The sequence below is a fragment of the Herpetosiphonaceae bacterium genome (assembly GCA_036374795.1).
Lineage (GTDB): Bacteria > Chloroflexota > Chloroflexia > Chloroflexales > Kallotenuaceae > LB3-1.
In genome coordinates this window covers 1-22355 of the sequence record DASUTC010000049.1, presented here as the reverse complement: position 1 = coordinate 22355, position 22355 = coordinate 1, and the positions used below count along the sequence as shown (strand labels likewise).

Here is a 22355-nt window from a genome sequence, read left to right as displayed (position 1 = left end):
GCGAGTGGATGCGTAGCAAGCAGGAAGCTAGAAGGATGACGGGCGATGATAGGTAACGACGAGCCGGGTTGCTTTGCGGGGGAAGAGCGAGCGGATGCGGGTGAGCAGATCCTGCTTTGCGTGCGGATTGACCGTTGATTCGACGGACCAGCCTTCCAGGCCGAGTTTTTGCTCGTCTGTAATAAACGCTTGCTGGTTAATATACTCGCGAACCATTGTCGTCTTACGCTCCATGATCGTTCCTTCCAACCCCCGGGGATCATTGCGAACCGTTGTCCTCAGGAAAATGTCATTTGGTGTATATACACATTATACCACAGTGTATATACAAAAGCAACAAAAATGATATAATATATCGCGGAAATAATCAATGTGTTTTATAATCCCATGTATATACTTGTAGTCTTAAAAGAGGAGTCTATGAAGGTTACACGTCGATCAGATAAAGGGAAAGGCGGGCATCTCCTGATCTCGGTTCCTGCCAATCGGGTGGCTGAGGTCGAGTCGGCGCTGAATTTTCTTGAGGCGCAGCGCCAGCAGCGGGGATCGCAGGTGGTTATTGATCTGATTGTGCGGGCGGCGAAACGGAACGGGTGGACCTTCACACCGCGTGCGGACCCACACCCTCCTGAATAATCCCACCTTTTATCGGGCCGTCGTGAACAATCGAGGGGCAGAAATGTCGATTGAGCGCGGAACCATCATGCACTACAGAGGAGCGCGCACACGGCGCGAGTCGTCCGCAGGATCGCCAAGTCCGACCATTGGCGCTGCGTTGCAACGCCGAGCTGGGTCCGCACGTCGTGCAAGGTGACTTCGACGTGCCAGCGCATGACTAACCATGCGCTGATGTGTTGCGCAGCGTAGTTCAGGTGTGTACACAGCCAGGCGTGTGGTACAAACCAGCCCTCTGGATCACGAGTCAGCACCCGACGAAGCGCGACGGGCGACATCCCGCTGTGTGCCGCCATGCCATTGGACCGTGCCCAGCGGCGCGCATCCGCCGATCAGCAGCCCGCTGCCGGTTAGCTCCGGCGTGATCAACGAGTTGGAAAAGTGCCTGGTTCTGTGCTACAGTGGCACGTCGCGGCGATCGGGCGATAGTATCCAGCGCGTGCGGCACGCCTACCTCAACGGCGCGCCTGCAACCTGGAACGCGCTCCGCACTATGCGCGATGTTGCCCGGCGCGTCAAAAGCGCGCGCCTGGCGGCAAAGCCTGCGGCGCTGGCGGCGGCTGGATCGTCGTTTCCTGCGGGGCCGATGCCGATCAGGCCCTGACCGAGGCGGGCGGCCAGATCATCGAGCTCATCATCGATCGGCGTGGCCGACAACCGTGGCGAGTTGACGAGGAGACAGGGAGCGTGCTGTAACCGCCGCAGCCGATCACGATCTGCGGCGAGCCAAGGAGGCCTCGTATGGATTCGACCATCTCCGAGCAGACCGGCGCTGATCCTCCGGCGGCGCTGGGCGCAAGCTACAACCCGTTCATTCCGCCGCAGCGCGACGATCCCTACCCGTTCTATGCGCAGGCGCGCCGCGCGGAGCCAGTCTGTCACATTCCGTACCTGAACCTGTGGCTGGTCACGCGCCATGAGGATGTTTTCGCGGTCTTGCGTGATCCCGCGCGCTTCTCGTCCGCCGACTTCCTCAAGCCGATGGTGCCCTGGCCTCCTGAGCTGGCGCGGGTGCTGGATTCGGGCTATCCTGAAGCGCCCGGCCTGGTCAACAACGATCCGCCAGCTCACGACCGGATTCGCGCTCTATTTAGCGCCGCGTTCTCGCCCCGCCGTGTGGCGGAGCTGGCGCCGAGAATCCATGCGCTGGCGCACGCGCTGGTCGATCAGTTTGTCGATCAGGGCCACGTCGATCTGGTGAGCCACTTCGCCGATCCGCTGCCGATGACCGTCATCGGCGATCTGCTGGGTATTCCCCGGAGCGACATTCGGATGCTCAAGCGCTGGTGCGACGACCGGATGCTGCTGTACGCGCCCGAAATTCCGCTGGAGCAGAAGTTGGTCTTTGCCGAGAACTATCTTCAGTTCCAGCGCTACTGCGCGGCGATGATCGCGGATCGACGGGCGAATCCTCGCGATGATCTGACCACCGCGCTGGTTGAGGCGCGCGTCGAGGGCCTGACGCCGCTGACGAATGCCGAGATCATTGTCAACATACTGGTGCTGTTCTTTGCGGGCCACGAGACAACCAGCAGCGTGATCGCGCAGATGGTCTATCTCCTGCTCAACGATCCCGATCAGTGGCGGGCGCTGCACGCGGATCGCAGCCTGCTGCCAGCGGCGATCGAGGAGGGCGTGCGGATAACGTCGCCGGTGCAGGGCGAGCCGCGCACCACTACCGAGCCGGTGGAGCTTGGCGGCGTGCAGCTTCCGGCAGGGGCGCGGCTACACGCCATGTACGCCTCGGCGAACCATGACGAGACGGTGTTTCCCGATCCTGAGCGCTTCGACATCGAGCGCGACAATCTCAAGCGGCATCTGGGCTTTGGCTGGGGTGTTCACTTCTGCCTGGGGGCGTCGCTGGCCCGCCTGGAGCTCCGAATCGCCCTTGAAACCTTGCTCGATCGCCTGCCGAACCTGCGCCTTGCCCCGAACTTTACGCCGGAGTTTGTGCCGAGCTTTTTCCTGCGCAATCCCACCCGTCTGCTGCTGACCTGGGATACCGCCTGATCGCGTTCGTCGGAGCGGCCTGTGGTCCTCGTTTCGGGGGATGCTGCCCTGCACAACATGCTGGCAGGGCACATCTGGTGCGGTGATGGATCGATTCGATCCGTCAAGCCGCTTGTGTCGGCACTGCGGCACGATCAATGCAGCGTTGCGCCTGTCGTCCTCGCGGCACTACCGTCCGCACGACCATACGACCTCCTGGAGCCATTGTCCAGGAGGTCGTATGCGTCCGGTGAAGGGAATGATGATTACCGGCCGGCGACCAGCAGCTTCTCGACGTGCGCCAGGGACTTGCCGTGGACTTCGCGCGTGGCCTCCTTATCGACCATCGCCGTCAGGGTGCCATTGCCGCCGACCCGGTAGCGGCCCTCCGGCGAGATGGTCCGCAGCATCGCGCGCGGACCCGGCTCGAGCAGCAGCAGATAGCGTTCGCCGACCTGATAGAGCGGATCGCCTTCGAGAATAAGCACCTGGGCCGTGGAGGGCAGCGCCTTGCCGTTGACCGTCTGCTCCACGTCAGGCATGCTGCCGCCCGTCTGGAAGAGCGTGATCACCGCATCCGCTTTGGCCGCGCCCTGATAGCCCTTGATCACGCGCAGGCTGACCCGCTGCGTGGGATAGCGCGCCTCGCCATTCGGCTCAGCCGGAACCTTCACCACCAGATCGTCGCCCTGCTCCACGGCGATCACGTCCGCCAGCACGATCGCCTGTGCTTTTTGGCGTGCTTCCCCAAAGGTCTTGGCCTCGAAGATCCAGCTCGCATGGGCCGTAGGCGCTGAACCCATCGCGCGATAGGCCACCAGTTGTCCAACCAACGCCAGTGCAAGCACGGCTCCGAGCGCCCAACCGATTCGCGTCTTCATAGTGCTGTCTCCTTAATCAACAAATGCTCCCAACCTCCGTCGTGACGTTCAGGCCATCCGCTTAGTGATAGCGATAGCGGTTGTAGAAGTCACTGTTGTTGTGCGGACCGTAGTAGTAAGTGGTGCTTGAATAGTAGCCCAGCCCCATGCAGTCGCCGGTGTTGCTGTGGTCGAAGCCGTAGGTGTGGAAGACTTCCTGGCAGTAGACGCCCTGCTTCCACAGGTTGCTGCCACCATAGTACAGGTTCAGCGTCGCGTGACCGTGCAGGATATGGTCGCCGCTATAGCTTTCGATCGTAGCTAAGCCACCCCAGCCGGTTGCACCGTAGTTGCCGTCATACACGCTCACGTCGGTATGGTAGTTCACGGCATAGTTATACAAAATCCCGATGGTGTTCCAGCCGTTCTGGCGCGCGGCCTCGATGAGCGAAACCGTGCTGCCATACTGATACTGCTGGATCACGATCTGCGAACCGCTCTTGTGCCAGTGCCAGTTGCCCCAGTTATGGGCACGGGCGACATACACATTTCCTGCGAACAGGCCGAGGAGTGCGACGACTCCGGCGACGAACCGTAAGCGACGGACCATAGCTGACCTCCCAGAAACGACTGACCGCCCGCATACGCGCAAGACAGGCTGATCAGCGACGTGTTAGGCCGAACCTATCTGCTGTGAATCGCTTGACGTAGCCGTCATGCAACCCGAGACAGAGAGCACGGCAATGACGACAGACGATGGCAAGGAATCCGAACCGACCGGCAGGTGTACTCAGCCCCCCTTCTTAAGAGCGTGATCACACGTCGAGGATGCGGAACGTGGGGTCTATGGCAGGTCGGTGCCGCCCACGAGCCACGTGATCAGGCGAGCACGGTCGTACCACATACCCGCGTGCGTTGTTGTTGGGTTCCGGTGAATGGCTGCCGCTTTTCATGTCAACGCTGGTAAAGCAACCATGTAAAAGATTGTTCAGGCGAGCGAAAAGCAGGACAACCGTCATAGGTAGATAAGGCGTGAATGTCGCAGAATCTTGCAGTCCTTAAGTCATGCGTCTGGGGGACAGGCGGAACCGTTCCGCACGCAGCGAGCGGCAGTGCCGCCGTTCCCGCTGATCGGCACCATGTCCACGATGTGCCCACGGCGCTGCACCGCTCCCACCAAGACGCGCTGGTGCTCCTGTGACCTGAACACCGTCCTCCCGTCGGACGAGGGAGCGCACGCCATGTGGTCAGGAAGGTCGTGGCAGCCTCGCTACCACGACCTCCGCTTGGAACCTGAGCTAGCTACGAGGGGGGCAGGAGCTGGCTGGCGGGAATGAGCTGCCTGGGCTGAGACGGACTGGCCCAGAGCAGCCGCGCCGCCGCGTTGCCGTGGTTCTCATAGTACTCCAACCGAATGCTGACCGGCACGCCGGCCTGAAGCCGAATCGTCCCCTGGTGCTCCGTCACCGCATGGTCGCGCCAGTCGTCGATCAGCAGTTGGTCGTTGACCCACAGCCGCACGCCGTCGTCGTTGTACGTCACGAAGGTGTACAGCTCGCTGTAGCGCGGCAGCACCTGCCCGCTCCACCGCACCGAGAACGTCGACGTCTCCAGCGCCGCATCCGGCGACCCATACCCCCAGTCGAAGTTCACCGTCGGATCGAGCCGCGTCAGCTTAAGATTCGTAAAGTCGCGGTTATCGTAGTAGCTGCCGATCAGGCCAGGGGCGGGGATAAGCTGGCTGGCGGGAATGAGTTGCCTGGGCTGAGACGGACTGGCCCACAGCAGGCGCACCACCGCGTTGCCGTGGTTCTCATAGTACTCCAACCGAATGCTAACCGGCACGCCGGCCTGAAGCCGAATCGTGCCCTGGTGCTCGCTCACCGCATGGTCGCGCCAGTCGTCGATCAGCAGTTGGTCGTTGACCCACAGCCGCACGCCGTCGTCGTTGTGCGTGACGAAGGTGTAGATCTCGCTGTAGCGTGGCAGCACCTGCCCGCTCCACCGCACCGAGAACGTCGACGTCTCCAGCGCCGCATCCGGCGACCCATACCCCCAGTCGAAGTTGACCGTCGGATCGACGCGGGTGCGTTTGAGCGCCGTAAAATCAGGGTTGTCGTAGTAGGCACCTACCAGGCCACGTCCCAGGATCGGTCGGGGGACTTCCACCGCGCCCATGTCGCAGCGCGCGGTGCCATCGCCGTTGCCGTCCTGCGGACGTGCCACACCGCGCTGATCGGTCGCCTCACAGGCGGTGCCGCCGCTTCCGGGCGTGGCCGGATTGCCTGCATCGATCGCGGGGCTGCCCGGCAGGAGGGCATGCGTCAGTGTGGGACCACCGGTATCCTGCAAGGGACCAAGCCTGGCATCGACGTTCACGAGGTTCCCGCTCGTATCTCCGGTGATCGTGGCTCCCTGGGGATTGCCAATCAGGTTGTAGCCCTCCGAGACGATCGCGCCTGCGATGTCATGACCTTGGCCGACATCTGAGCGGTTCCCGGCGATGATCGAGTTCGCGATGGTCCACGTGCCGACAATCCCACCCCCAGGCTCCCGAGATGCGGTGTTGTTGGTAATCGTGCTATTGCGGATGATCCCGTTGCCAGCAATGCCGCCGCCGCGCTCTCCAGAACTATTCCCGCTAATCGTGCTGTTGATGATGGTGATCGGGCCTTCGCCACTAATGCCTGCTCCTCCCGCAACCGAGACGTGATTGTTGCTGATGGTGCTGTTCAGAATGGTGATAGCGCCCGGATTATAGATTCCACCACCGACATCGGCGGTATTCCCGCTGATTGTGCTGTCGATGATTGTCGCCGTGCCAAAATTCTTGATGCCGCCTCCAAAATCAGCGAGATACGAGTTATCCGTGATGCTGCTGCTCGTAACAGTCAGCGTCCCCTCGTTACGGATGCCGCCCCCTCCCGTATTGCCGCTGATCGTACTTGAGGTCACGGTCGCACGACCGATAGTGTAGATACCGCCGTTCCCCTGGTTGTCCACGACCCGACTACCCGCCATCGCAAGGGTGCCATGATTGGAGATGGCGACCCATTCACTGGCCGTGATGGTGGTGTTAACCAGCTGCAACGTGCCCGCATTCCCGATAGCGCCCTTCGAGAAGGTGATCCCGTTGATCGCGACCGTGACACCCGGTACTACCTGCACGGCTTGACCAACCGCAGCGCCATCAACCACGGGAGCGCTGCTGTCAGAGGACATAAGCGTCACCTCCCCCGTCATGTCGAGGTCGCCGACGAGCGACTCGTCATCGTCCGGCTGCGCGGTGCGAGTCAGCGGGTAGGTGCCTGCGGGCAGCATAATCGTATCCGCGCCGCTCCCAGCGGGACAGCCACCGACCGCCTGATCGAGGTTGGCCGCGCGTACTGCTTCACGTAACGAGCACTGGCCGTTGGCGCTCACTTCATCAACGGTTGTCGTGACGGTGATGCTGGCGGCAAGCGCCGTACGGGCGGGCGTCCCGAACAGGCTCAACGCCAGACTGACCAGCAGCGTGATCAGCAGCCTCCGTCCCGTGAGTCTGGGACGCGCACACATGATATGGTTCATCGGAAACCCTCCTGTACCTATACGTCCGGCAGGAGCAGCGCAGGTGGTCGATCGGGAGCAGGTCACTCCCGCAGGATGGATGCAGCTTGGTGGTGAGGGATGATTGCAGATAGCGATCAAGTATAGTCATGCCCTGGACCACCGGGTGATAAGACCACGTTACGTCGGGTAGAGGAACGTTCATGCGCGCCAGACGAACGCATGAACGTAGCTGTGCACGGCGGCGTTGCAGCGGCGGAGCGCGTCACTCACCATGCTCCGGCTCCTGCTGATCCCGGTCAGCGCGCAACGATCGCGTCCGCTGGCACACAGCGGCGGATCGCCCAGCCGTCGATCAGGCGGTTAGCGGACAAACATCTCATGGGCATCGCAGCGGGGTACGAGGGGCGCAAGGGGTTGAACGAATCGCGTAGGAATCCGGTGGATGGGAGCCGCGCAGCGGGAAGAAACGTGCAGATCGACAGCGCGGAACACACCAACGCCGCAGCTTTGCACTCGTCTCATCCTCCGAAAGGCTGATCAGATGGCGTCCAGCCGCGATCGCAACGACGGCGATCAGCATCGGACATCGATTCAGCATGGCACACCTCCTTGCTCCATGCGCCTGCCGATCCTTCCCACACGACACCCCGCAGGATTGCATAGCTGAACAATGCAGCCACGCTGCGTAGCGCTCCCTCCCTTGCTGCACGATTGTTGTATCGATCCACGCCGCCAGCGCCGCACACCCGACGAATCCCATGCGCGCATGACACAATCTTTCCGCGTCGTAGCGATTCCTTATCGTACACGCACGCGGCGTCGGCATACCATGAGACAAGCAGCGACGGCGATCGAGCCCATCGGAAATCGATGGTGATTGGTGCTGCACCTGGGCGATGCGGTTCGGGCTGCGGAGGAGCACGCGCATGCAACGTGTCCACCTACGAATCGTCATCGCCGGGCCGGCGGCGTGCTGATCTCCTGGAGCGAGGCGCTGTACCTCGCGCCTGGCCTGAGGATCACCGGCCTGGCGGCCATCTGTGGCTGGTTGAGGATCGCCGTCATCGCCGCCGGATTGGACACGCACCGCCGATCGAGAAGGAGCAAGATCATGAACACCCCAATTTTGATCGCGTATGCCACGCGCTACGGCTCAACGCAGGAAGTCGCCGAGGTCATCGCCGCGACGCTGCGCCAGCAGGGACTTGTAGCCGATCTTCAGCCGATGGGAAGCGTGCAGACGCTCGACGGGTACGGCGCGGTCGTGCTGGGGGCGGCGCTGTATATGTTCCATTGGCCCAAGGACGCCCTCCGTTTCCTGTCGCGCCACCGTGCAGCCCTTACCGAACGACCGGTGGCCGTGTTCGCACTCGGCCCGGTGCACGATCCGCATGATGAGCAGGAATGGCAAGCTTCACGCGCGCAGCTCGATCAAGAACTCGCCAGGTTCCCCTGGCTGACACCGATCGCCGTTGCGCTGTTTGGCGGCACGTTCGACCCGGCGAAGCTCCGCTTCCCGATGAATTGGCTTGCCGGTAAGGCACCAGCTAGCGACGCACGCGACTGGACGGCGATTCGCTCCTGGGCGCACGATCTGGCCGCAGCGCTTGCGCCTGCTTTGCAGGAAACGCAGGCGCAGCGATGAGCAATGCAACCCGATCGACCGTTGCCACCTTTGGCATGCTGGCGGCGCTGGCCGGGATCGAACACGGCATCGGCGAAATCGTGCAGGGCAACCGCCCGCCCGCCGCGATCGTGATCGAGTCGTGGCCTGACTCGGCGCTCTTTGCGATCGTAAGCGGCGAGCCGGCGATGACGATCGTTCCCAACCTGCTGCTGACGGGCATCCTGGCGATCGTCGTGTCGCTGATCTTTTTCGTGTGGGCGACCAGATTCGTGCAGCACACCCACGGCGGCCTGATCCTGATGCTCCTGTCGATCGTCCTGCTGCTGGTGGGCGGCGGCTTCGGGCCGCCACTGCTGGGCATCATCCTGGGGATCGCCGCGCAGGGGATCGATGCGGAGTTTCCGTGGTGGCGCGCACATCTGCCGCGCGGCGTACAGCATGTGCTGAGCGCGGCGTGGCCGTGGAGCTTTGGGGGCGCGTTGATCGCCTGGCTGCTCGTGATGCCCGGCTCGATGCTGCTGGATTATTTCGTCGGGCTGAATGAGCGCACGATGTACACGTTCATCTTTTCCGCGTTTGGCTTGCTGCTCCTTACGATCGTCACGGGATGTGTGCGCGACATGCAGCGGCAACCCGGCGTGCCGCTACGACCGGCGATGAGCGGGTAGCGGGAGCTGCCGTCCTCGAATACATCGCCGCCAACAAGCCCGTGTACATCATCGCGTTCGTCTCGCTCGTCGGCCTCAGCCTGCCTGCGATCATCGTCTTTCTGGCGCTGTACGTGGCGCTCAAGGATCTTGACCAAAGCTACGCTGCGCTGGGCGCGACGATCGGGATCGCCGCAGAGATCCTCGCGCTGGCATACAGCAGGCCGCCGTTGAGCGATGGCGGCCTGCTGTACCTGAGCGATCGGTGCGTGGCGGCTCCTGATGCTGCACGAGTTCGTGACCTGCATGGACGTGTGTCGCACGATGTGCGAGCCAGTCGCTCGTGCGTGCTGCGCGGTGCGCGATCGCGACTGCCAGGAGCAGCGCGGCTGTGGTCCGCCGCGCGGGAGGAGGAGGCCCGCGTGCAGCCGTGTTCCCACCGAAGCCAAAACGCGCTACAATGGATCGCATGCGATCCCGTATGCCCACCCCCGATGTCCATCTCGCCGCAGCGTCCTGCGGTGCTGCGCGCATTCACGGGAGCACGCTATGGCCGATGAGCATGAGCAGGTCTATTCGCTGGGCGCGTGGCTCCGCCGCCGTCGGAAAGCGCTGGATCTGACTCACGCCGTCGTCGCCCAGTGCGTGGGCTGTGAAGAAAGCACGATCCGCAAACTGGAGACGGATGACCGCGCGCCGTCCGTCTCGGCTGCTGCCGTGGCGTGACATTGGGGCCCGGCTGGCCGATGCGCAAGGCCGCCAGGCCGGCCTCTACGACGTTGAACCCAGCCTGGATCGAAACCACAGGAGGCCGACATGTCTGTAGCAGTGCTCTTCATGTCGATGTCCCTCGACGGCTACATCGCCGACACCACCGATCGCCTCGGTGGCGACGATGGCAACCGGCTGCACCAGTGGGCGCTCAACCCGGACGGCGAGTCCTTCCGGTCGTCCTGGCCGGCTGGAGCGTTCGTCGACGAAATCAACGCGACCGGCGCGGTCCTCGTGGGTCGGCGGACCGCCGAGGTTGTCGATCACTGGGGCGGGGACCATCACGGGGTCCCGATCTTCGTGGTCAGCCACCGGCCGCCCGGCCCGTCCGCCGCGACCTATCCGTTGGTGACGTATGTGACCGATGGGATCGTCAGCGCGATGGCCCAGGCGAAGGCCGCCGCCGGGGACCGCAACGTGCTGGTGCATGGCGCGTACACGGCGCAACGGGCGCTCGAGGCCGGGGTGCTGGACGAGGTGCAGATCCACCAGATCCCGGTGCTGCTCGGAGGTGGCCGTCGGCTATTCGAGGAGTTGCCGTCGCGCGTCGAGCTGGAGATCGTGCGGGTGATCGACACGCCGGAGGCCACGCACATCCGCTACCGCATTCGCCGCTGAGGCGGTCGAGCAGCGGCGTTAGGGTGGGTGGTGGTCGCGGTCAGGTGACAGATCGGGCGCGGGTGCGGATGGAGCCGCTGGTGCCTGCGACGCTGAACGCTTCACGCAGCGCATCGTCATCGAGCGCTGCTTCAATCGGCGCAAACAGGTCCGTGTCCTGTCCACCGGTACGCCACACGAGCCGCCTCCGACCACACCGAACGCACTATCGCCACGATCACGCGCTGGCTCCGATGCAGTACAGGACACCCGCTCAGCGCCGCGTCGGCACAGCCCCGTTCCGCAGCGCGGCGCGCAGGGCCAACGTGCGGGATACGCGGCCTGCTTGCACGTGGTTTCCACACGAGATTTTCTGCGAGAGCACGCCTCCGACGCGCTACGTGCCGGAGCACACCCGCCGCTCGGCATCCGTCGGCTCGACCCGCCCCACCAACACCGCATGCTGGCGCTGCTCCTCGCCATCCAACTCCCACACCAGCACGTACGCTCCCTGGCCGAGCTGCTTGATCTGCTGGTCCTGCGCCTGCCGCAATCCATCCACCACCCTGCCGAGGCGCTGTGCCGGATCGGCGGCCTGCCGAAACAGGTACGCAGCACGTCAGCCGCCTGCCCCATCAGCGAGCAGGCGGCTGCGGCGAGAACGCTCAGCCTCAGCGATAGATCACGGAGTCGTAGATGATGATCGCGCCATCGCCGAAGTACGGCGAGTAGATGCTATTGGGATCAGAGAGATACTTGTAGCTGTTCACGCCGTTGACGTAGTTGCTGTTCCCGGTGTAGCCATACGTATAGGCGTAGATCCACGGCCCGCCGCTGGCGCCACGGGTCATATTGCAGCCCATGCCGTTGGTCGCCGGATTGAAGCTGTAATCCACCCACGTCGAGGACTGGCACCAGGCCATGCGCAGACCGTTGAATGGAGACTCTGCCGGGTAGCCGAACGCCGTGATATACACGCCGCGTGATCCATTGGCCCAGAAGCCCAGCGAGCCGGTATAGTACGCAATGCTATTCCCATTCGGCCACAGCACAGCAGCGCCGATGTCGAAACCAAAGTTGCCGTAGTCCGTCCACCCGGTGAGCGTCCACAGTTCACGGGCATACCACTGGCCGTAGGGCGCGTAGCCGTCATAGTACGCTGGAACGAAGACCCAGTTGCTATGCCAGGTGTAGGTATTCGGATCGAAGACGCAGTGGCCCGCCGTCCAGATCGCATTGTTGCCCATCACGGAGCCGGAGCAGACATAGTTCATGCCGTTGCTGGTGAAGAAGACCTTGCCGACCGTGCTGAACGGATAGGACGTGTAGTAGTACGGGTCGAGGACGCCACTATAATAGGTCGCCGAAACATCGCCCGCTGGGAGCGGATTGCTGTCCTTCTTGCTCGCTTTGTCGGCTTTCGGCAGGCTGCCAGCCAGCTTGACTTCGGGACCGCTTGCCGATGGCGCGGGATCACCCGCCTTCGGCGTCCGCGCAACGTTTTCTACCGGATAGGGAATCGCGCGCAGCATCTCTTCCCGCGTCCAGGTATGGCGTTCGGCGGCATGGATGCTGGGCGAGGAGACGGCTTGATCGGCAGGCCCGCCGCGTGGCTTGCCGCCGGTGACCGACGGCTGCGCGTTCGCGGAGACGGGGGCGGTGAAGGAGCCAATCCCGGCAATGGCGATCAGGGCAATCAGGAGCACTACGTTGCCTGCGGTCGTCCGAAGAGCCTTTGGTGTCATAGGGTGTACGTCCTTTCAACACAAGAGAGAACCGGGTTCCGCAACAAGGTTGATCGGGGGGTACCGACGCATGCGAATGGGCAAGGCACGGCAAAGCTAGACGGGCGCATCACCTCCTTCCATGACACCGAAACACGCAGGACCACGCAGGCGGTGCAGCCAGGCACACGGCCTTGATGAGTCGCGGGTCGTTGGATGGTCCTGCCTATTCGGTTGCCATCGTCTGTGGACGACGATCGCGCGCCGCGCCCTCACGCCACCACGGTGGTCGTGTGACCAGGCGTGGCCTCGATCGCCCCTATCTCTAGTAAACACGATCTATCGCAAAAAGGGGATCGGTTTCCGATCCAAAAACCGATCTCGTTCAGCGAGGCCGTGGCGAGACGTTGGCAAGCTGAAGGGATGGTGTCCATCCATCGTTGTGGTCTGCCCGCACAAACAGGGGTGCCTGACGGTTAAGCCTACACACGAGGCGCATGAGATACCGGATGGGAGATCCTTCGGGCGTGAGCATTGCCGTCAGCATGTGCGACAGCGTGTGATAGTTCCACGTGTCGATGTCGAGGAGATCGGCGCTGGAACTGGCCTGCTGCTTTTCCGCATCGCACCCCACTGCTCGCGCTACTGGGCAACCAATTTCTCCAAAAGTGCGCTCGATCTGCTGCAGCGGCAGTTGAGGATGCTTGAGCAGGCGCTCCCGCAGGTCATACTCTTCCATCGTCCGGCAGACGATTTTACCGGCATCGAGCCGGAATCATTCGACATGATCGTGATCAACTCGGTGATTCAGTACTTCCCAAGTATTCACTATTTGCTGCGCGTACTGGAAGGCGCGGTAACAGCCGTGCGGGCGGGTGGTAAGATCTTTGTAGGCGATGTCCGCAGCTTTCCGCTGCTCCAGGTGTTTCACGCATCGGTTCAGTATCATCACGCTCCGGCCTCGGCTTCAAAGGCAGACGTGCGTCAGCGTGTCCAGCAGCGGGTCAGCCAGGAGCAGGAATTGGTCGTCGCGCCCGCGTTCTTCACGGCGTTATCACGACACCTGCCCCGGATCGGCGCGGTCGAGCTTCAGCTAAAGTCCGGTCGCTACCATAATGAATTGACCCGATTTCGTTACGATGTGGTGCTGCATGTGGAGCCTGACCGCGCCGCTGATGGCGAGCCTGCCTGGCTGGAATGGCATGCGGGCTTGACGCTGCCGATGATGCGCCACGCCCTGGAAGAAACCAGGCCGCGCGCGTTCGGGATTCGGCAGGTGCCAAACGCGCCGCTTGTCACGGAAATGGGCATTCTCGACTGGCTGATGGGCAGTGGCGGGCCTGAAACGGTTGGCGAACGACGAACAGCGCTGCCCATCAGCCAGCACACAGACGCCATTGACCCGGCGGACCTGTGGGCCTTGGGCAAAGAGCTTGCCTACACCGTCTCCATACGCTGGTCAGGCGATGGCGCGCCTGGCTCCTACGATGTCCTCTTTATATCCGGTACGGACGAAGCGGCTACCGGCATCGCTGCTCCCCCGGAGGTCGTAGGCGTATTTGGGTGGTGAGCGTGGCACGCGGAGTAATGCCACGCTCTTCGCCTCCCCCACGCCTGGGCCTCGGTCAGCGCGGGATAGTCAACCACCGACTGATACACCGATCCGGCGCTTCGACGCGCGCCGTCCATGCCTGATCATCCGCCGTCCGCTCGACCACGCCCCGATACGCGCCCAGGTTGGCGACGAGCATCCACCGCCTCGTCCGCACCCACTGCATCGCCGCGCGCGCCCTGTTCACGATCGCTACGGGGCGTGGCTAGACGCCCTGTACAGCACCGTGTGCGCCTGATTGACCGCGCCCTGGCATCCCGGCACGCCACCCCACACGCCCGGCGGCGGATGCGTCTGACGCAGATCCTCCTGCACCGATCGTTTCATTATGTCAATTCAATCACAAACAAGCTGGAGACAGGCGCGCTTATACACAAAGCGCTCTGGCGCTGCATAAACCGTTTTCCGTCAGGGGTTGAAACCTACGAACGTCGAGTCGCGGGAGGAACGCCCGCGTTTCAGCCCCCTTCAGCGCAGTGCGACCCGGAGGTGTTGCCGTGGTTTCGTACCCTGAACTACGGCATCGGATCGCCCCACGAAGGGAATTGATGATGGTGATGACGGAGACACATTAAGCTGTCCGGACAGCTTAACATAATTCCACACTGTCCTGAGCGATCAGCCTACGGCTCCGTTCTCCTCGGTGTACGGGAGGAGCCGGGCTCTGATCGTACGGAACATACACACGCCAGCGCAATACCGCCAGACAGGAGGCGTGGGTGTTCTCGAAAGCGTGCTGTCTGGACAGCTTTGCATCATGCAAGCGTATTAAGCTGTCCGGACAGCTTAACATAATCTTTCGGCCTTATTTTGATCGGGGGTTGCGGAGCGTCTCCGTCAGCCGCTCGAGATCGACGAGGTGTTGCTCGATCAGCTGCAGCATCCGCGTGCGCTGAACGGAGCTCGCCGACGATGCGGCCTTTTCCCAACGTGCCGTAATCGTGCGCAAGGTGTGCCGGTCGCGCTCCATGCGCCGCTCAAGCTCCTGTGCCGCATCGGGTCGGCGTTCGTGGTCTGGTTGAGGGTGGCGGCCTCCCGCACGCCCTGCCTGCTCATCGGCCGCTTCTCCTGTCTCACGGACAATTGCCCGCACATCCTCTTTGCTTAACGTGCCGACGAGCATTCCCTCGATCAGGGGACGGCGCTCGTCCGCCGTCGGCAATTTGGCGATCTCACGAGCCGCCCGAATCGTATCCGGGCGCTGCGCGACCATCTGCTGCACATCCTCCGGCGTTCGCAAGAGCGCCAGCCGACTCTCGACATAGCTGCGGTCTTTCCCGATCCGATCCGCAAGCCGTACGATCGTGTATCCGCGCTGCTCCATGAAAGTGCGGAACGCCTGCGCCTCTTCAAGCGGGTCGAGATCCTGGCGCTGGATGTTTTCGGCCAGCCCAATCTCGATCAACTCCTCGTCGGTATGATCGGCGATCTCGCAGGGAATCATGGTCAGGCCGGCCTGTTTTGCCGCCCGAAGACGCCGCTCGCCATAGACCAGCTGAAAGGCTCCTGGGTCGCCGGGATCGCGGCGGACCCGCAAGCGCGTTGTAAAGCCCTGCGCCCGAATGACCTGTGCCAGCTCATCGATACCGCTGAAGGTGTGCCGGGCCTGAAACGGGTTCGGGCGGATGCGATCGACGGCAATGTCGCCAAGCTCGGTCTGGCGCGCCGAGGCATGACGGGCAAAGAGCGCCTCAAAATCCGCCTCGGTCGCCGACTGGGGACGGGCATCCCGGTTAACGAAGTTCTTAGTCCGCCGCATGAAGGATCTCCTCGGCCACCGCCCGGTAGGCGCGCGCGCCTTCTCCTTGCGGATCATACTGCAAGATCGACTGATGAAACGCCTGCGACTCCGGGAAGCGGACCGAGCGCTTGATCACCGTCTCGAAGACGTGGACCTGATGACCAAACTCCTTGCGGGCGAAATCGGCAAACTGCCGGTTTAATACGGTGCGGGTATCCACATGGGTCAGCAGGATACCGCTGACCCCAAGCTCTGGATTAAGGCCGGACTTGCGCATAAACTGAATCTGCTGCAACATCAACGAAACCGACTCCGTCGCCAGATACTCCGCCTCCAGCGGGATCAACACCTCATGCGCCGCCACCAGCGCATTCTCGACCAGAATCCCAAGGTAGGGCAGGGTATCGATCAGGATAATGTCATAGCGCGGCGCCAGCGGCGTGAGCAGCTTCTTGAGGACAAGCTCACCCTGTGGCGCAATCGTCAGCTCAGCGTTCGCCAGGTTTAACCGAATCGTTGCCGGAACCAGGTCTGCGCCGGTCGGCGTTTGCCGGATCGCCAGATCGAGCTGCGGCTCGAACGTGCTCAGGTAGTACTTCATCGCACTATAGATGGTCTGCTCCTGATCGTCGGGCCGCATGCCGAGCGCCAGGGTCAAGCTTCCCTGAGGATCGAAGTCCACCAGTAACACCCGCTTGCCTTGCTCCGCCAGCGCCGCGCCGAGGTTGATCGTCGTGGTGGTCTTGCCCGTGCCCCCTTTTGGGACCGCGACGGCGATGATACGCGCCATATACTCTCCTTCCCGCCGCTGCGCGGGTTCCGTAGGTGTTCGACGACCGCCTTCCCGTAAAAAGCGCTGCACCTCCGACGGCACCACAACCCACTGGTTTCCCAGCAGCCGGGCATTGAGGCGGCCATCCCAGGCAGCCCGGCGGAGTCGATCTACTTTTACGCCGAATTGCTGCGCTGCGTCGCGCAGCGGCATGGGTTCGTCCACACGCACTACTCCATCACATTAAAGCGGTTCGCGCACCAGTATAGCATATCGTTCACAGATCTAGGAAGATGTGATAGAATGCTGACGGGATTGAGATCAGGCCGCTATCCGGCGTGGGCCGCACGCCGCATAGCTGCTCCGGCTCCTCGATGGGACATCCCGACCTGTCCCGCCCATGCGTATCGCTGCAAGGGGGGATCATGATGATCTCCCCTTTGGCTCACGAGGCTCCGATGACCGATGCACTCGACCGGCGGATCATTCCGTTTTACGGAGATGAGCTGATTGCCGTCCAGAAGTCGGATGGAACGATCTACGTTCTCTTTGCGCGGCTGTGTGAGAATCTCGGCCTGGCGCGCCGCTCGCAGGTCTTGCGCGTTCAGCGTCATGCCGTCCTGGCGAAAGGCTTGATCTCCCTGACCGTCCATACTGACGGTGGCCCGCAAGAAGCACAATGCCTGCGGCTCGATCTATTGCCGCTCTGGCTGTCGGGCCTCCAGGCCAGCCGGGTGAAGCCGGAGATCCAGCCGAAGCTTGTTCGCTACCAGGAGGATGCGGCCCTGGTGCTGTGGCAGGCATTCAAGCCCCAGATCGTGGTTGAGGAGCGCGGACTCACGCAGGTCATCGACGAGCAGGTGCTCCAACAGCTCCAGCAGATCGCCGAGATGGGCCGCGCGATTACGCACATGGCTGAGCAACAGATCGAACTACAGCAGCAGCAGCAGACGCTCACGAGCCGCATGGATGCCGCGGCCAGGATCATCAAGGATGTGTACGGCATGGTGAGCACCATGGATGTGCGTCTGGACGTATTAGAGTCGCAGATCCAGCCGGCCTCCTTCATCACTGCCCAGCAGGCCACCGAGGTATCAAACCGTGTCAAGGCGCTTGCGGAGCTGCTCACCAGCAAGGACGCTGCCAAAAACTGGTATCAGGGCATCTTTCAAGAGCTGTATCGCCGCTTCGGCGTCAGCAGCTATAAGCTGATCCATCAGGAGCAGTACGAGTCAGTTCTGGCATTCCTTGATGACTGGCGTCAGTCAGCGCTCACGGGGCGCGCATTGGGCGCGTCGAGCGCGCAGCCGGGCGAATGATCCATCAGGAGCGATCGTTCGCACCGGGCGTTTCGGTACGTTGCAGGATGGAGCGCACCGGGTAGCTGCCCACCGGTGCGTGGACAGGCAGCGAACACCACCTACCTGGATGAGGCGGCTGCGCGCTCCATGCGCGCCCCCAGCGGCAGGCACGTTCGTGCGGGGCTGTTGCCGTGCTTCCCTGGCAGGTTGCGCGTGCTACGTGTCTCGCCGACGCGCCATGCTTCCTCCGATCCCGGCCCGCGTGGACGGTAGCACGCTATACGGTCGCTCCTGCGGTGACGCGAGCTCAACCTGCACATCCGTCACTTTTCCAAGCACGTTCGCCAGGGTTTCCTCCATCACGGGCAGGTACGTGGTGACTACATGATCACGAGCGAAGATATTCGACACGCCGATCACCGCATGTGCGCGATCCGCGTGATCCTCAAGATCGAGCAGCGCTGATGACTCCAACCACGTGACGAACTCACGGTACGGGATGCGCCGTTGCAGCTCGCGGAGCGCGGCATCCCAGATCGGACCACGGTTCCCACAATCCCCCGCAGACGAATCACCTGACGGTGCCTCACCGCTCGGTGCGATCGACAGCACCGCCTGCGGATAGCCGCGAAGCTGGGCGACCACCCGCCAGAGCGCCTCGACCACACACGCGACCGCTGGGACATCCAGCAGGGATGCTCCCGCTAGCTGCTGCGGCTCATGGGGGCAGGCGTGCAGCACCGCGGCAAGCACCGCCTCTGCGGTTTCACGATCCAGCGCCGCCAGCATCGCACCAAGCGCATAGTGCTCTTGGGCGAGGTCGGATGCAACCTGAGCCTGCTTGTGCCGCTTATCGTACACCTGGGACACAGTCAGCGCGGGCGACCAGCCTTTGGCGGCGCTATACACACGGAGCGCCCAAATATCCTCCGGTGCCACCCCGTCAGCGATGCGCGCGCGAACCGGATTCTCAATCGCCATCCGGGTCAGCACCGTGTGGCTGCACGCTATCTCCTCACACGTCAAAGGCCGCTGCTGGCGTATCGACCAGGCGGCTTGCTGGCGGCTCTGGTTGGCTGCCTGATCTGGTTTCCCGCCCATCGGTAATGCATCATGCAGAGCAGCTTCTTGCTGCTTGTTCGAAATTCTTAGCGTTTCTTTAAGCCCGGATCGGTCGATCCTGGGGCCGGGGATCACCTGATCCGGGCCGCGCCAGATCGCTTGATCGCTGGGGTCCGGACGAATCTGACCCTCCCCCCCGTGCGTGTCTACGGGAGGCGACACGCGCCGGGCGGCGCGGCGGTTCTTCATAGCAGGGCGACTTCCTGGTTGCGCTGCCTGATGCTGGGCCTCGATCGTCTTCCTGAATGGCACGCGGCGCTCCTGACGATAGGAGCGCTCCGCCACCAGCGCCGCCAGGCGCGTGAATAAGGGTGAGAGATCGTAGCGGTTCTCAACCTGCGCGCCGCTGGCATCAAACTGGGGGATCACATGCAGGAGACCCAGTGCTTCAACCCGACTGGTGTAGCGTTGAATCGCTTTTGTTCCCACGCCCATGCGCTGCGCGAAGTCCCGGCTGGTCCTCGGCGGCGTGCCCAGATCCCAGGTGGTTTCCATCAGCTGGAGTACAAACATCGCTAAGGTCGAGTCAAGTCCTAGCTCGACATAATGGCGCAGGAAAAGATGCGGCGTCGGCAAAAAGCCAGCACGCAGCACCGCATCGCCAAAGAAGACCGTCATGCGTGGATCAAATGTTGGGTTCATGCTGCCACCTTACCTGACGACCCAGGGCTCATCGAACAGGTGCGCTCCCCGGGTTGCCATACGATGAGGTTGACGGACCCGCGAGGATATTTCCTCGCGAGCCGCTTGACGTAAGGCTGGCAGCTTGCTATGATGATCACGGCAACAAACAAGCTAGCCTGCCTTTTACCAAGGCGGGCGTACACCGGAGGAGCGGCTCTGAGTGTTGGTAGCACCGGGAGAGCCGCTTCCGTGTTTCGTTGAACCTGCGTTTGGGTTAGAACCTCACATACGTTGCCTATATCGCTTCGTCCGTTGTCGTTCTCCCATACCGTCGCGCCGGGGTTCTCGCGTATAACACAAGCCATCCTGACGCGCATATCCCACGCTCGACGGACGCTCCGGCATTCTGCCACAAGCATACGCACGAATCCCCCAGTCAACAAGATGTCTTTCCCCCGACTTTCCCCTCAGATCGCGCGCCTTTCCCACAGATGCACCACATTGCGCCCAAGGCCGACCGTTGGGAACGGGGCAGGTGGCACGAGTCGGTATCCATCCATGAGGTGCTGTGGGCGTCAGCGCCCGCCTCCCCCACGATTCCCCCAAATACGCCCAACGATGGATTGTGGGAATGATCGTCCGCGCTCGTCACGATTCCCCCAAATACGCCCAACGATGGATTGTGGGTACTGGCTTGATCCGTCAGCGTCGAGCAGCCGACGCGCGGCATGGCCGCTATGCTATAATTCGGCAACAGGAGTTGCGTACGATGTCACATCTCATGCCGGAGATTATGGACGGGCGCATTGACGGATTTTCCGTCAGGAACGCGACCCTGGCCGACCTTGATCTCACCTTGGTGACGGCCCATATCGTCAATACGCTTGAGCGCGATAAGTTCGAGCGTGGCGAAGTTCGACCGGATGATCCCGTCGGGTTTCTTGAGCGCTACCGCTGCGTGATCATGCGGGATGGCGAGCCTGTACCGACGATGGCGGGGATCCTCATGTTCGGCGCCCGCCCGCAGTACTTCTTTCCGCACGCCGATGTTGGCCTCGGTCACTTCCCCGGTAGTGTGCCAAGCACGATCGATGCGTTCCACCTGAAGCGCTACGGCGGAACCCTGACCAGCCAGATCGATGAGGTTGAGCGGTATCTCTGGCAGCAGACCCGACGGGGATTTACGGTTGGAGAGGGCGCGCGCCGCGTGGAGCAGCCGGAGTATCCGCGCGCGGTGATTCGTGAGCTGACGGTAAACGCCATCGCCCACCGGGACTACAATATCATCGGGCAGTACACCCGCATCTCGATGTTCTCCGACCGCATCGAATGGATCTCGCCCGGCGGACTCCCGCCTGGAATCACGCTCGACAATATCCTGCACGAGCAGTATGCCCGCAATCCCACGATCGCAGAGATCCTGTGGCAAGCCGGCTATATCGAACGCTTTGGGCTTGGTCTTGATACCTGTATGCAAGAGCTGCGTCGGGCCGGCTTGCCCGAGCTCAAGCTGATCGATGGCCGCGTGTCGTTTACCGCACGGATCTACAATCGCCACTCACCGACGATCCAGGCGCTGACGCCGTTCCGCGTGCAGCTGCTAGAGTATGCGCGGGAAAAGGGCTATCTCAATATGGAGCAGGCGCGCGTGCTGAACCGGCAACTGCCGCCGGAAGATCAGCGCTCCGACAACTCGTTGCTCAACGATATTAAGGCGCTGAAGGATCTCGGGTTGCTGACGCAGGTGGGCAAGGGCAAGAACACGGCGTACGTGCCGGTGCCGGATGTCCAGGTGTGAACAGCGGGCTGATGTGCTGGATCTGCGCGAGCACGTGCTCCTGGTGCTACGAAACCGGGGCCGTACGATTCCTCGTACGGTCCCAAAGGCGTGCGAGAACTCCCGCGACGAACCGTAACCGACGGACTATAGCTGACCGAAAATAATCCGCCGCACACGATCGAGGTCGAGGTCGTCGATCCGCGCCTGTGGCATGGGCTGGGCGTCGAAGTAGCTATCGCTGCCAAACGATCACGCTGCGAGATGCGGTGGATGCACGACCGATGCTCGCGTTTGCGCGAAAGCTTGTTCCAGAGGTTGACATAACCATATGGCTGCGTACCGAGCCATCCGTCGCGCAGGAACGCGACCAGGAGTTTCATGCAACCTATTACGAAGAACGATTCCTGCTGTACCAGGCCGCCGCAGACGAGTATTGCTGGCATATGGTGCCAACCATGGGCCGATCGCCGGAGGCGGTATTCGCGCCGCCGGTCGGCTAGGCCTGAACGCACGCCAGCCATCCACGCAGAAGACCGTAGGCGCGGCGGTGCCGGATAGCGATTGATTCCTGATCCACCGACCGTCAGGTATAATGTCCGAGGTTCGCGCATCGCAGCGAACCTTGTGATTGCTGATCGCTGTAGCCGGATAAGACAGCTTCGATGGCCTACCGTATCCTTGTCCTTAGCAGCGTGCCGCTGGCAACGCTCTGGAATGGGGCCGACAAAAATCTCGCGCGGTTGTTGGTACAGGCTGATCCCAACAACCGCTTCATCGTGCAGACCGATCTGCATGAGCCATGCTCATCACACGTCGTGCCTGTGCGGGAGCGCATCACCGATGCCATGTTGTGCGCGTATATCCTCCCTGGATACACAGCGGCTTCGTCCTACGACCGAGCCAGCCGCCGTCGCGCAGGCGCTCAATCTTGGTCCCCGCGCCGTGCTCTACCCCGCGCATT

At 62.3% G+C, this 22355-nt stretch carries 24 protein-coding genes; 12 read left to right on the top strand and 12 right to left on the bottom strand.

Annotated elements, in window-relative coordinates; all coding sequences use genetic code 11:
- Positions 1 to 27: 27 nt before the first annotated feature.
- Positions 28 to 234, bottom strand: coding sequence for a hypothetical protein (locus tag VFZ66_03080; protein ID HEX6288142.1), 207 nt, complete (start codon positions 232 to 234; stop codon positions 28 to 30).
- A gap of 186 nt (positions 235 to 420) precedes the next feature.
- On the opposite strand from VFZ66_03080, the gene VFZ66_03075 reads away from it, so the two are divergent.
- The 3 genes from VFZ66_03075 (at position 421) to VFZ66_03065 (ending at position 2685) form a co-directional block, all read left to right on the top strand.
- Entirely contained in the window at positions 421 to 636 is a 216-nt protein-coding gene (locus VFZ66_03075) for a hypothetical protein (GenBank protein ID HEX6288141.1), read from the top strand.
- A 256-nt stretch (positions 637 to 892) separates the two neighbouring features.
- Positions 893 to 1279, top strand: coding sequence for a hypothetical protein (locus VFZ66_03070; GenBank protein ID HEX6288140.1), 387 nt, complete (start codon positions 893 to 895; stop codon positions 1277 to 1279).
- A gap of 137 nt (positions 1280 to 1416) precedes the next feature.
- The gene (locus VFZ66_03065) at positions 1417 to 2685 is read left to right on the top strand and encodes a cytochrome P450 (GenBank protein ID HEX6288139.1); all 1269 of its coding nucleotides are present in this window, start codon (positions 1417 to 1419) and stop codon (positions 2683 to 2685) included.
- 245 nt (positions 2686 to 2930) lie between these two features.
- Here VFZ66_03065 and VFZ66_03060 read toward each other — a convergent pair whose 3' ends face one another.
- The 4 genes from VFZ66_03060 to VFZ66_03045 form a co-directional block, all read right to left on the bottom strand.
- A complete protein-coding gene (locus VFZ66_03060; GenBank protein ID HEX6288138.1) occupies positions 2931 to 3545 on the bottom strand; it encodes a hypothetical protein in 615 nt (204 codons plus the stop codon).
- Between the two features lie 61 nt (positions 3546 to 3606).
- The gene (locus VFZ66_03055; GenBank protein ID HEX6288137.1) at positions 3607 to 4134 is read right to left on the bottom strand and encodes a hypothetical protein; all 528 of its coding nucleotides are present in this window, start codon (positions 4132 to 4134) and stop codon (positions 3607 to 3609) included.
- Between the two features lie 692 nt (positions 4135 to 4826).
- Positions 4827 to 7094, bottom strand: a complete 2268-nt coding sequence (locus tag VFZ66_03050; protein ID HEX6288136.1) for a PA14 domain-containing protein — start codon at positions 7092 to 7094, stop codon at positions 4827 to 4829.
- A gap of 933 nt (positions 7095 to 8027) precedes the next feature.
- Positions 8028 to 8189, bottom strand: coding sequence for a hypothetical protein (locus tag VFZ66_03045; protein HEX6288135.1), 162 nt, complete (start codon positions 8187 to 8189; stop codon positions 8028 to 8030).
- Here VFZ66_03045 and VFZ66_03040 point away from each other — a divergent pair.
- From VFZ66_03040 to VFZ66_03020, 5 genes are all read left to right on the top strand, one after another.
- A complete protein-coding gene (locus VFZ66_03040) occupies positions 8188 to 8721 on the top strand; it encodes a flavodoxin domain-containing protein (protein HEX6288134.1) in 534 nt (177 codons plus the stop codon). The two genes, VFZ66_03045 and VFZ66_03040, sit on opposite strands and share 2 nt — an antisense overlap.
- On the top strand, positions 8718 to 9371 hold the full coding sequence (locus VFZ66_03035) for a hypothetical protein (protein ID HEX6288133.1): 654 nt from the start codon (positions 8718 to 8720) through the stop codon (positions 9369 to 9371). Before VFZ66_03040 ends, VFZ66_03035 begins: the two co-directional genes overlap by 4 nt.
- Positions 9311 to 9910, top strand: a complete 600-nt coding sequence (locus tag VFZ66_03030) for a hypothetical protein (protein ID HEX6288132.1) — start codon at positions 9311 to 9313, stop codon at positions 9908 to 9910. Before VFZ66_03035 ends, VFZ66_03030 begins: the two co-directional genes overlap by 61 nt.
- Entirely contained in the window at positions 9900 to 10076 is a 177-nt protein-coding gene (locus VFZ66_03025) for a helix-turn-helix transcriptional regulator (GenBank protein HEX6288131.1), read from the top strand. The genes VFZ66_03030 and VFZ66_03025 overlap by 11 nt, the downstream gene beginning before the upstream one ends.
- Before the next feature lie 90 nt (positions 10077 to 10166).
- Positions 10167 to 10739 carry a dihydrofolate reductase family protein gene (locus tag VFZ66_03020; protein HEX6288130.1) on the top strand — a complete coding sequence of 191 codons (573 nt, stop codon included), beginning with the start codon at positions 10167 to 10169 and terminating at the stop codon, positions 10737 to 10739.
- Between the two features lie 376 nt (positions 10740 to 11115).
- On the opposite strand, the gene VFZ66_03015 is transcribed toward VFZ66_03020, so the two are convergent.
- Positions 11116 to 11280, bottom strand: coding sequence for a hypothetical protein (locus tag VFZ66_03015; protein ID HEX6288129.1), 165 nt, complete (start codon positions 11278 to 11280; stop codon positions 11116 to 11118).
- Positions 11281 to 11389: 109 nt separating this feature from the next.
- Positions 11390 to 12463, bottom strand: coding sequence for a hypothetical protein (locus tag VFZ66_03010; protein ID HEX6288128.1), 1074 nt, complete (start codon positions 12461 to 12463; stop codon positions 11390 to 11392).
- Positions 12464 to 13001: 538 nt separating this feature from the next.
- Between VFZ66_03010 and VFZ66_03005 the strand changes: the two genes are divergently transcribed.
- Positions 13002 to 14012, top strand: coding sequence for a class I SAM-dependent methyltransferase (locus VFZ66_03005; GenBank protein HEX6288127.1), 1011 nt, complete (start codon positions 13002 to 13004; stop codon positions 14010 to 14012).
- A 55-nt stretch (positions 14013 to 14067) separates the two neighbouring features.
- Here VFZ66_03005 and VFZ66_03000 read toward each other — a convergent pair whose 3' ends face one another.
- The 4 genes from VFZ66_03000 to VFZ66_02985 form a co-directional block, all read right to left on the bottom strand.
- The gene (locus VFZ66_03000) at positions 14068 to 14193 is read right to left on the bottom strand and encodes a hypothetical protein (protein ID HEX6288126.1); all 126 of its coding nucleotides are present in this window, start codon (positions 14191 to 14193) and stop codon (positions 14068 to 14070) included.
- A 53-nt stretch (positions 14194 to 14246) separates the two neighbouring features.
- Positions 14247 to 14381 carry a hypothetical protein gene (locus VFZ66_02995; GenBank protein ID HEX6288125.1) on the bottom strand — a complete coding sequence of 45 codons (135 nt, stop codon included), beginning with the start codon at positions 14379 to 14381 and terminating at the stop codon, positions 14247 to 14249.
- 478 nt (positions 14382 to 14859) lie between these two features.
- Complete coding sequence (locus VFZ66_02990) at positions 14860 to 15813, bottom strand: ParB/RepB/Spo0J family partition protein (protein HEX6288124.1); 954 nt, start codon at positions 15811 to 15813, stop codon at positions 14860 to 14862.
- Positions 15800 to 16792, bottom strand: a complete 993-nt coding sequence (locus VFZ66_02985) for an AAA family ATPase (protein ID HEX6288123.1) — start codon at positions 16790 to 16792, stop codon at positions 15800 to 15802. Before VFZ66_02985 ends, VFZ66_02990 begins: the two co-directional genes overlap by 14 nt.
- Before the next feature lie 233 nt (positions 16793 to 17025).
- Here VFZ66_02985 and VFZ66_02980 point away from each other — a divergent pair, with 233 nt between their 5' ends.
- Positions 17026 to 17886: a phage antirepressor N-terminal domain-containing protein gene (locus tag VFZ66_02980; GenBank protein ID HEX6288122.1), complete on the top strand. Its 861-nt coding sequence runs from the start codon at positions 17026 to 17028 to the stop codon at positions 17884 to 17886.
- Between the two features lie 198 nt (positions 17887 to 18084).
- Here the strand turns inward: VFZ66_02980 and VFZ66_02975 are convergent, their stop codons facing one another.
- A complete protein-coding gene (locus VFZ66_02975) occupies positions 18085 to 19632 on the bottom strand; it encodes a DnaA N-terminal domain-containing protein (protein ID HEX6288121.1) in 1548 nt (515 codons plus the stop codon).
- A 550-nt stretch (positions 19633 to 20182) separates the two neighbouring features.
- Here VFZ66_02975 and VFZ66_02970 point away from each other — a divergent pair.
- Together VFZ66_02970 and VFZ66_02965 are read left to right on the top strand one after the other, a co-directional pair.
- Positions 20183 to 21412, top strand: a complete 1230-nt coding sequence (locus tag VFZ66_02970; GenBank protein HEX6288120.1) for an ATP-binding protein — start codon at positions 20183 to 20185, stop codon at positions 21410 to 21412.
- Positions 21413 to 21675: 263 nt separating this feature from the next.
- A complete protein-coding gene (locus VFZ66_02965; GenBank protein ID HEX6288119.1) occupies positions 21676 to 21894 on the top strand; it encodes a hypothetical protein in 219 nt (72 codons plus the stop codon).
- Positions 21895 to 22355: the final 461 nt, after the last annotated feature.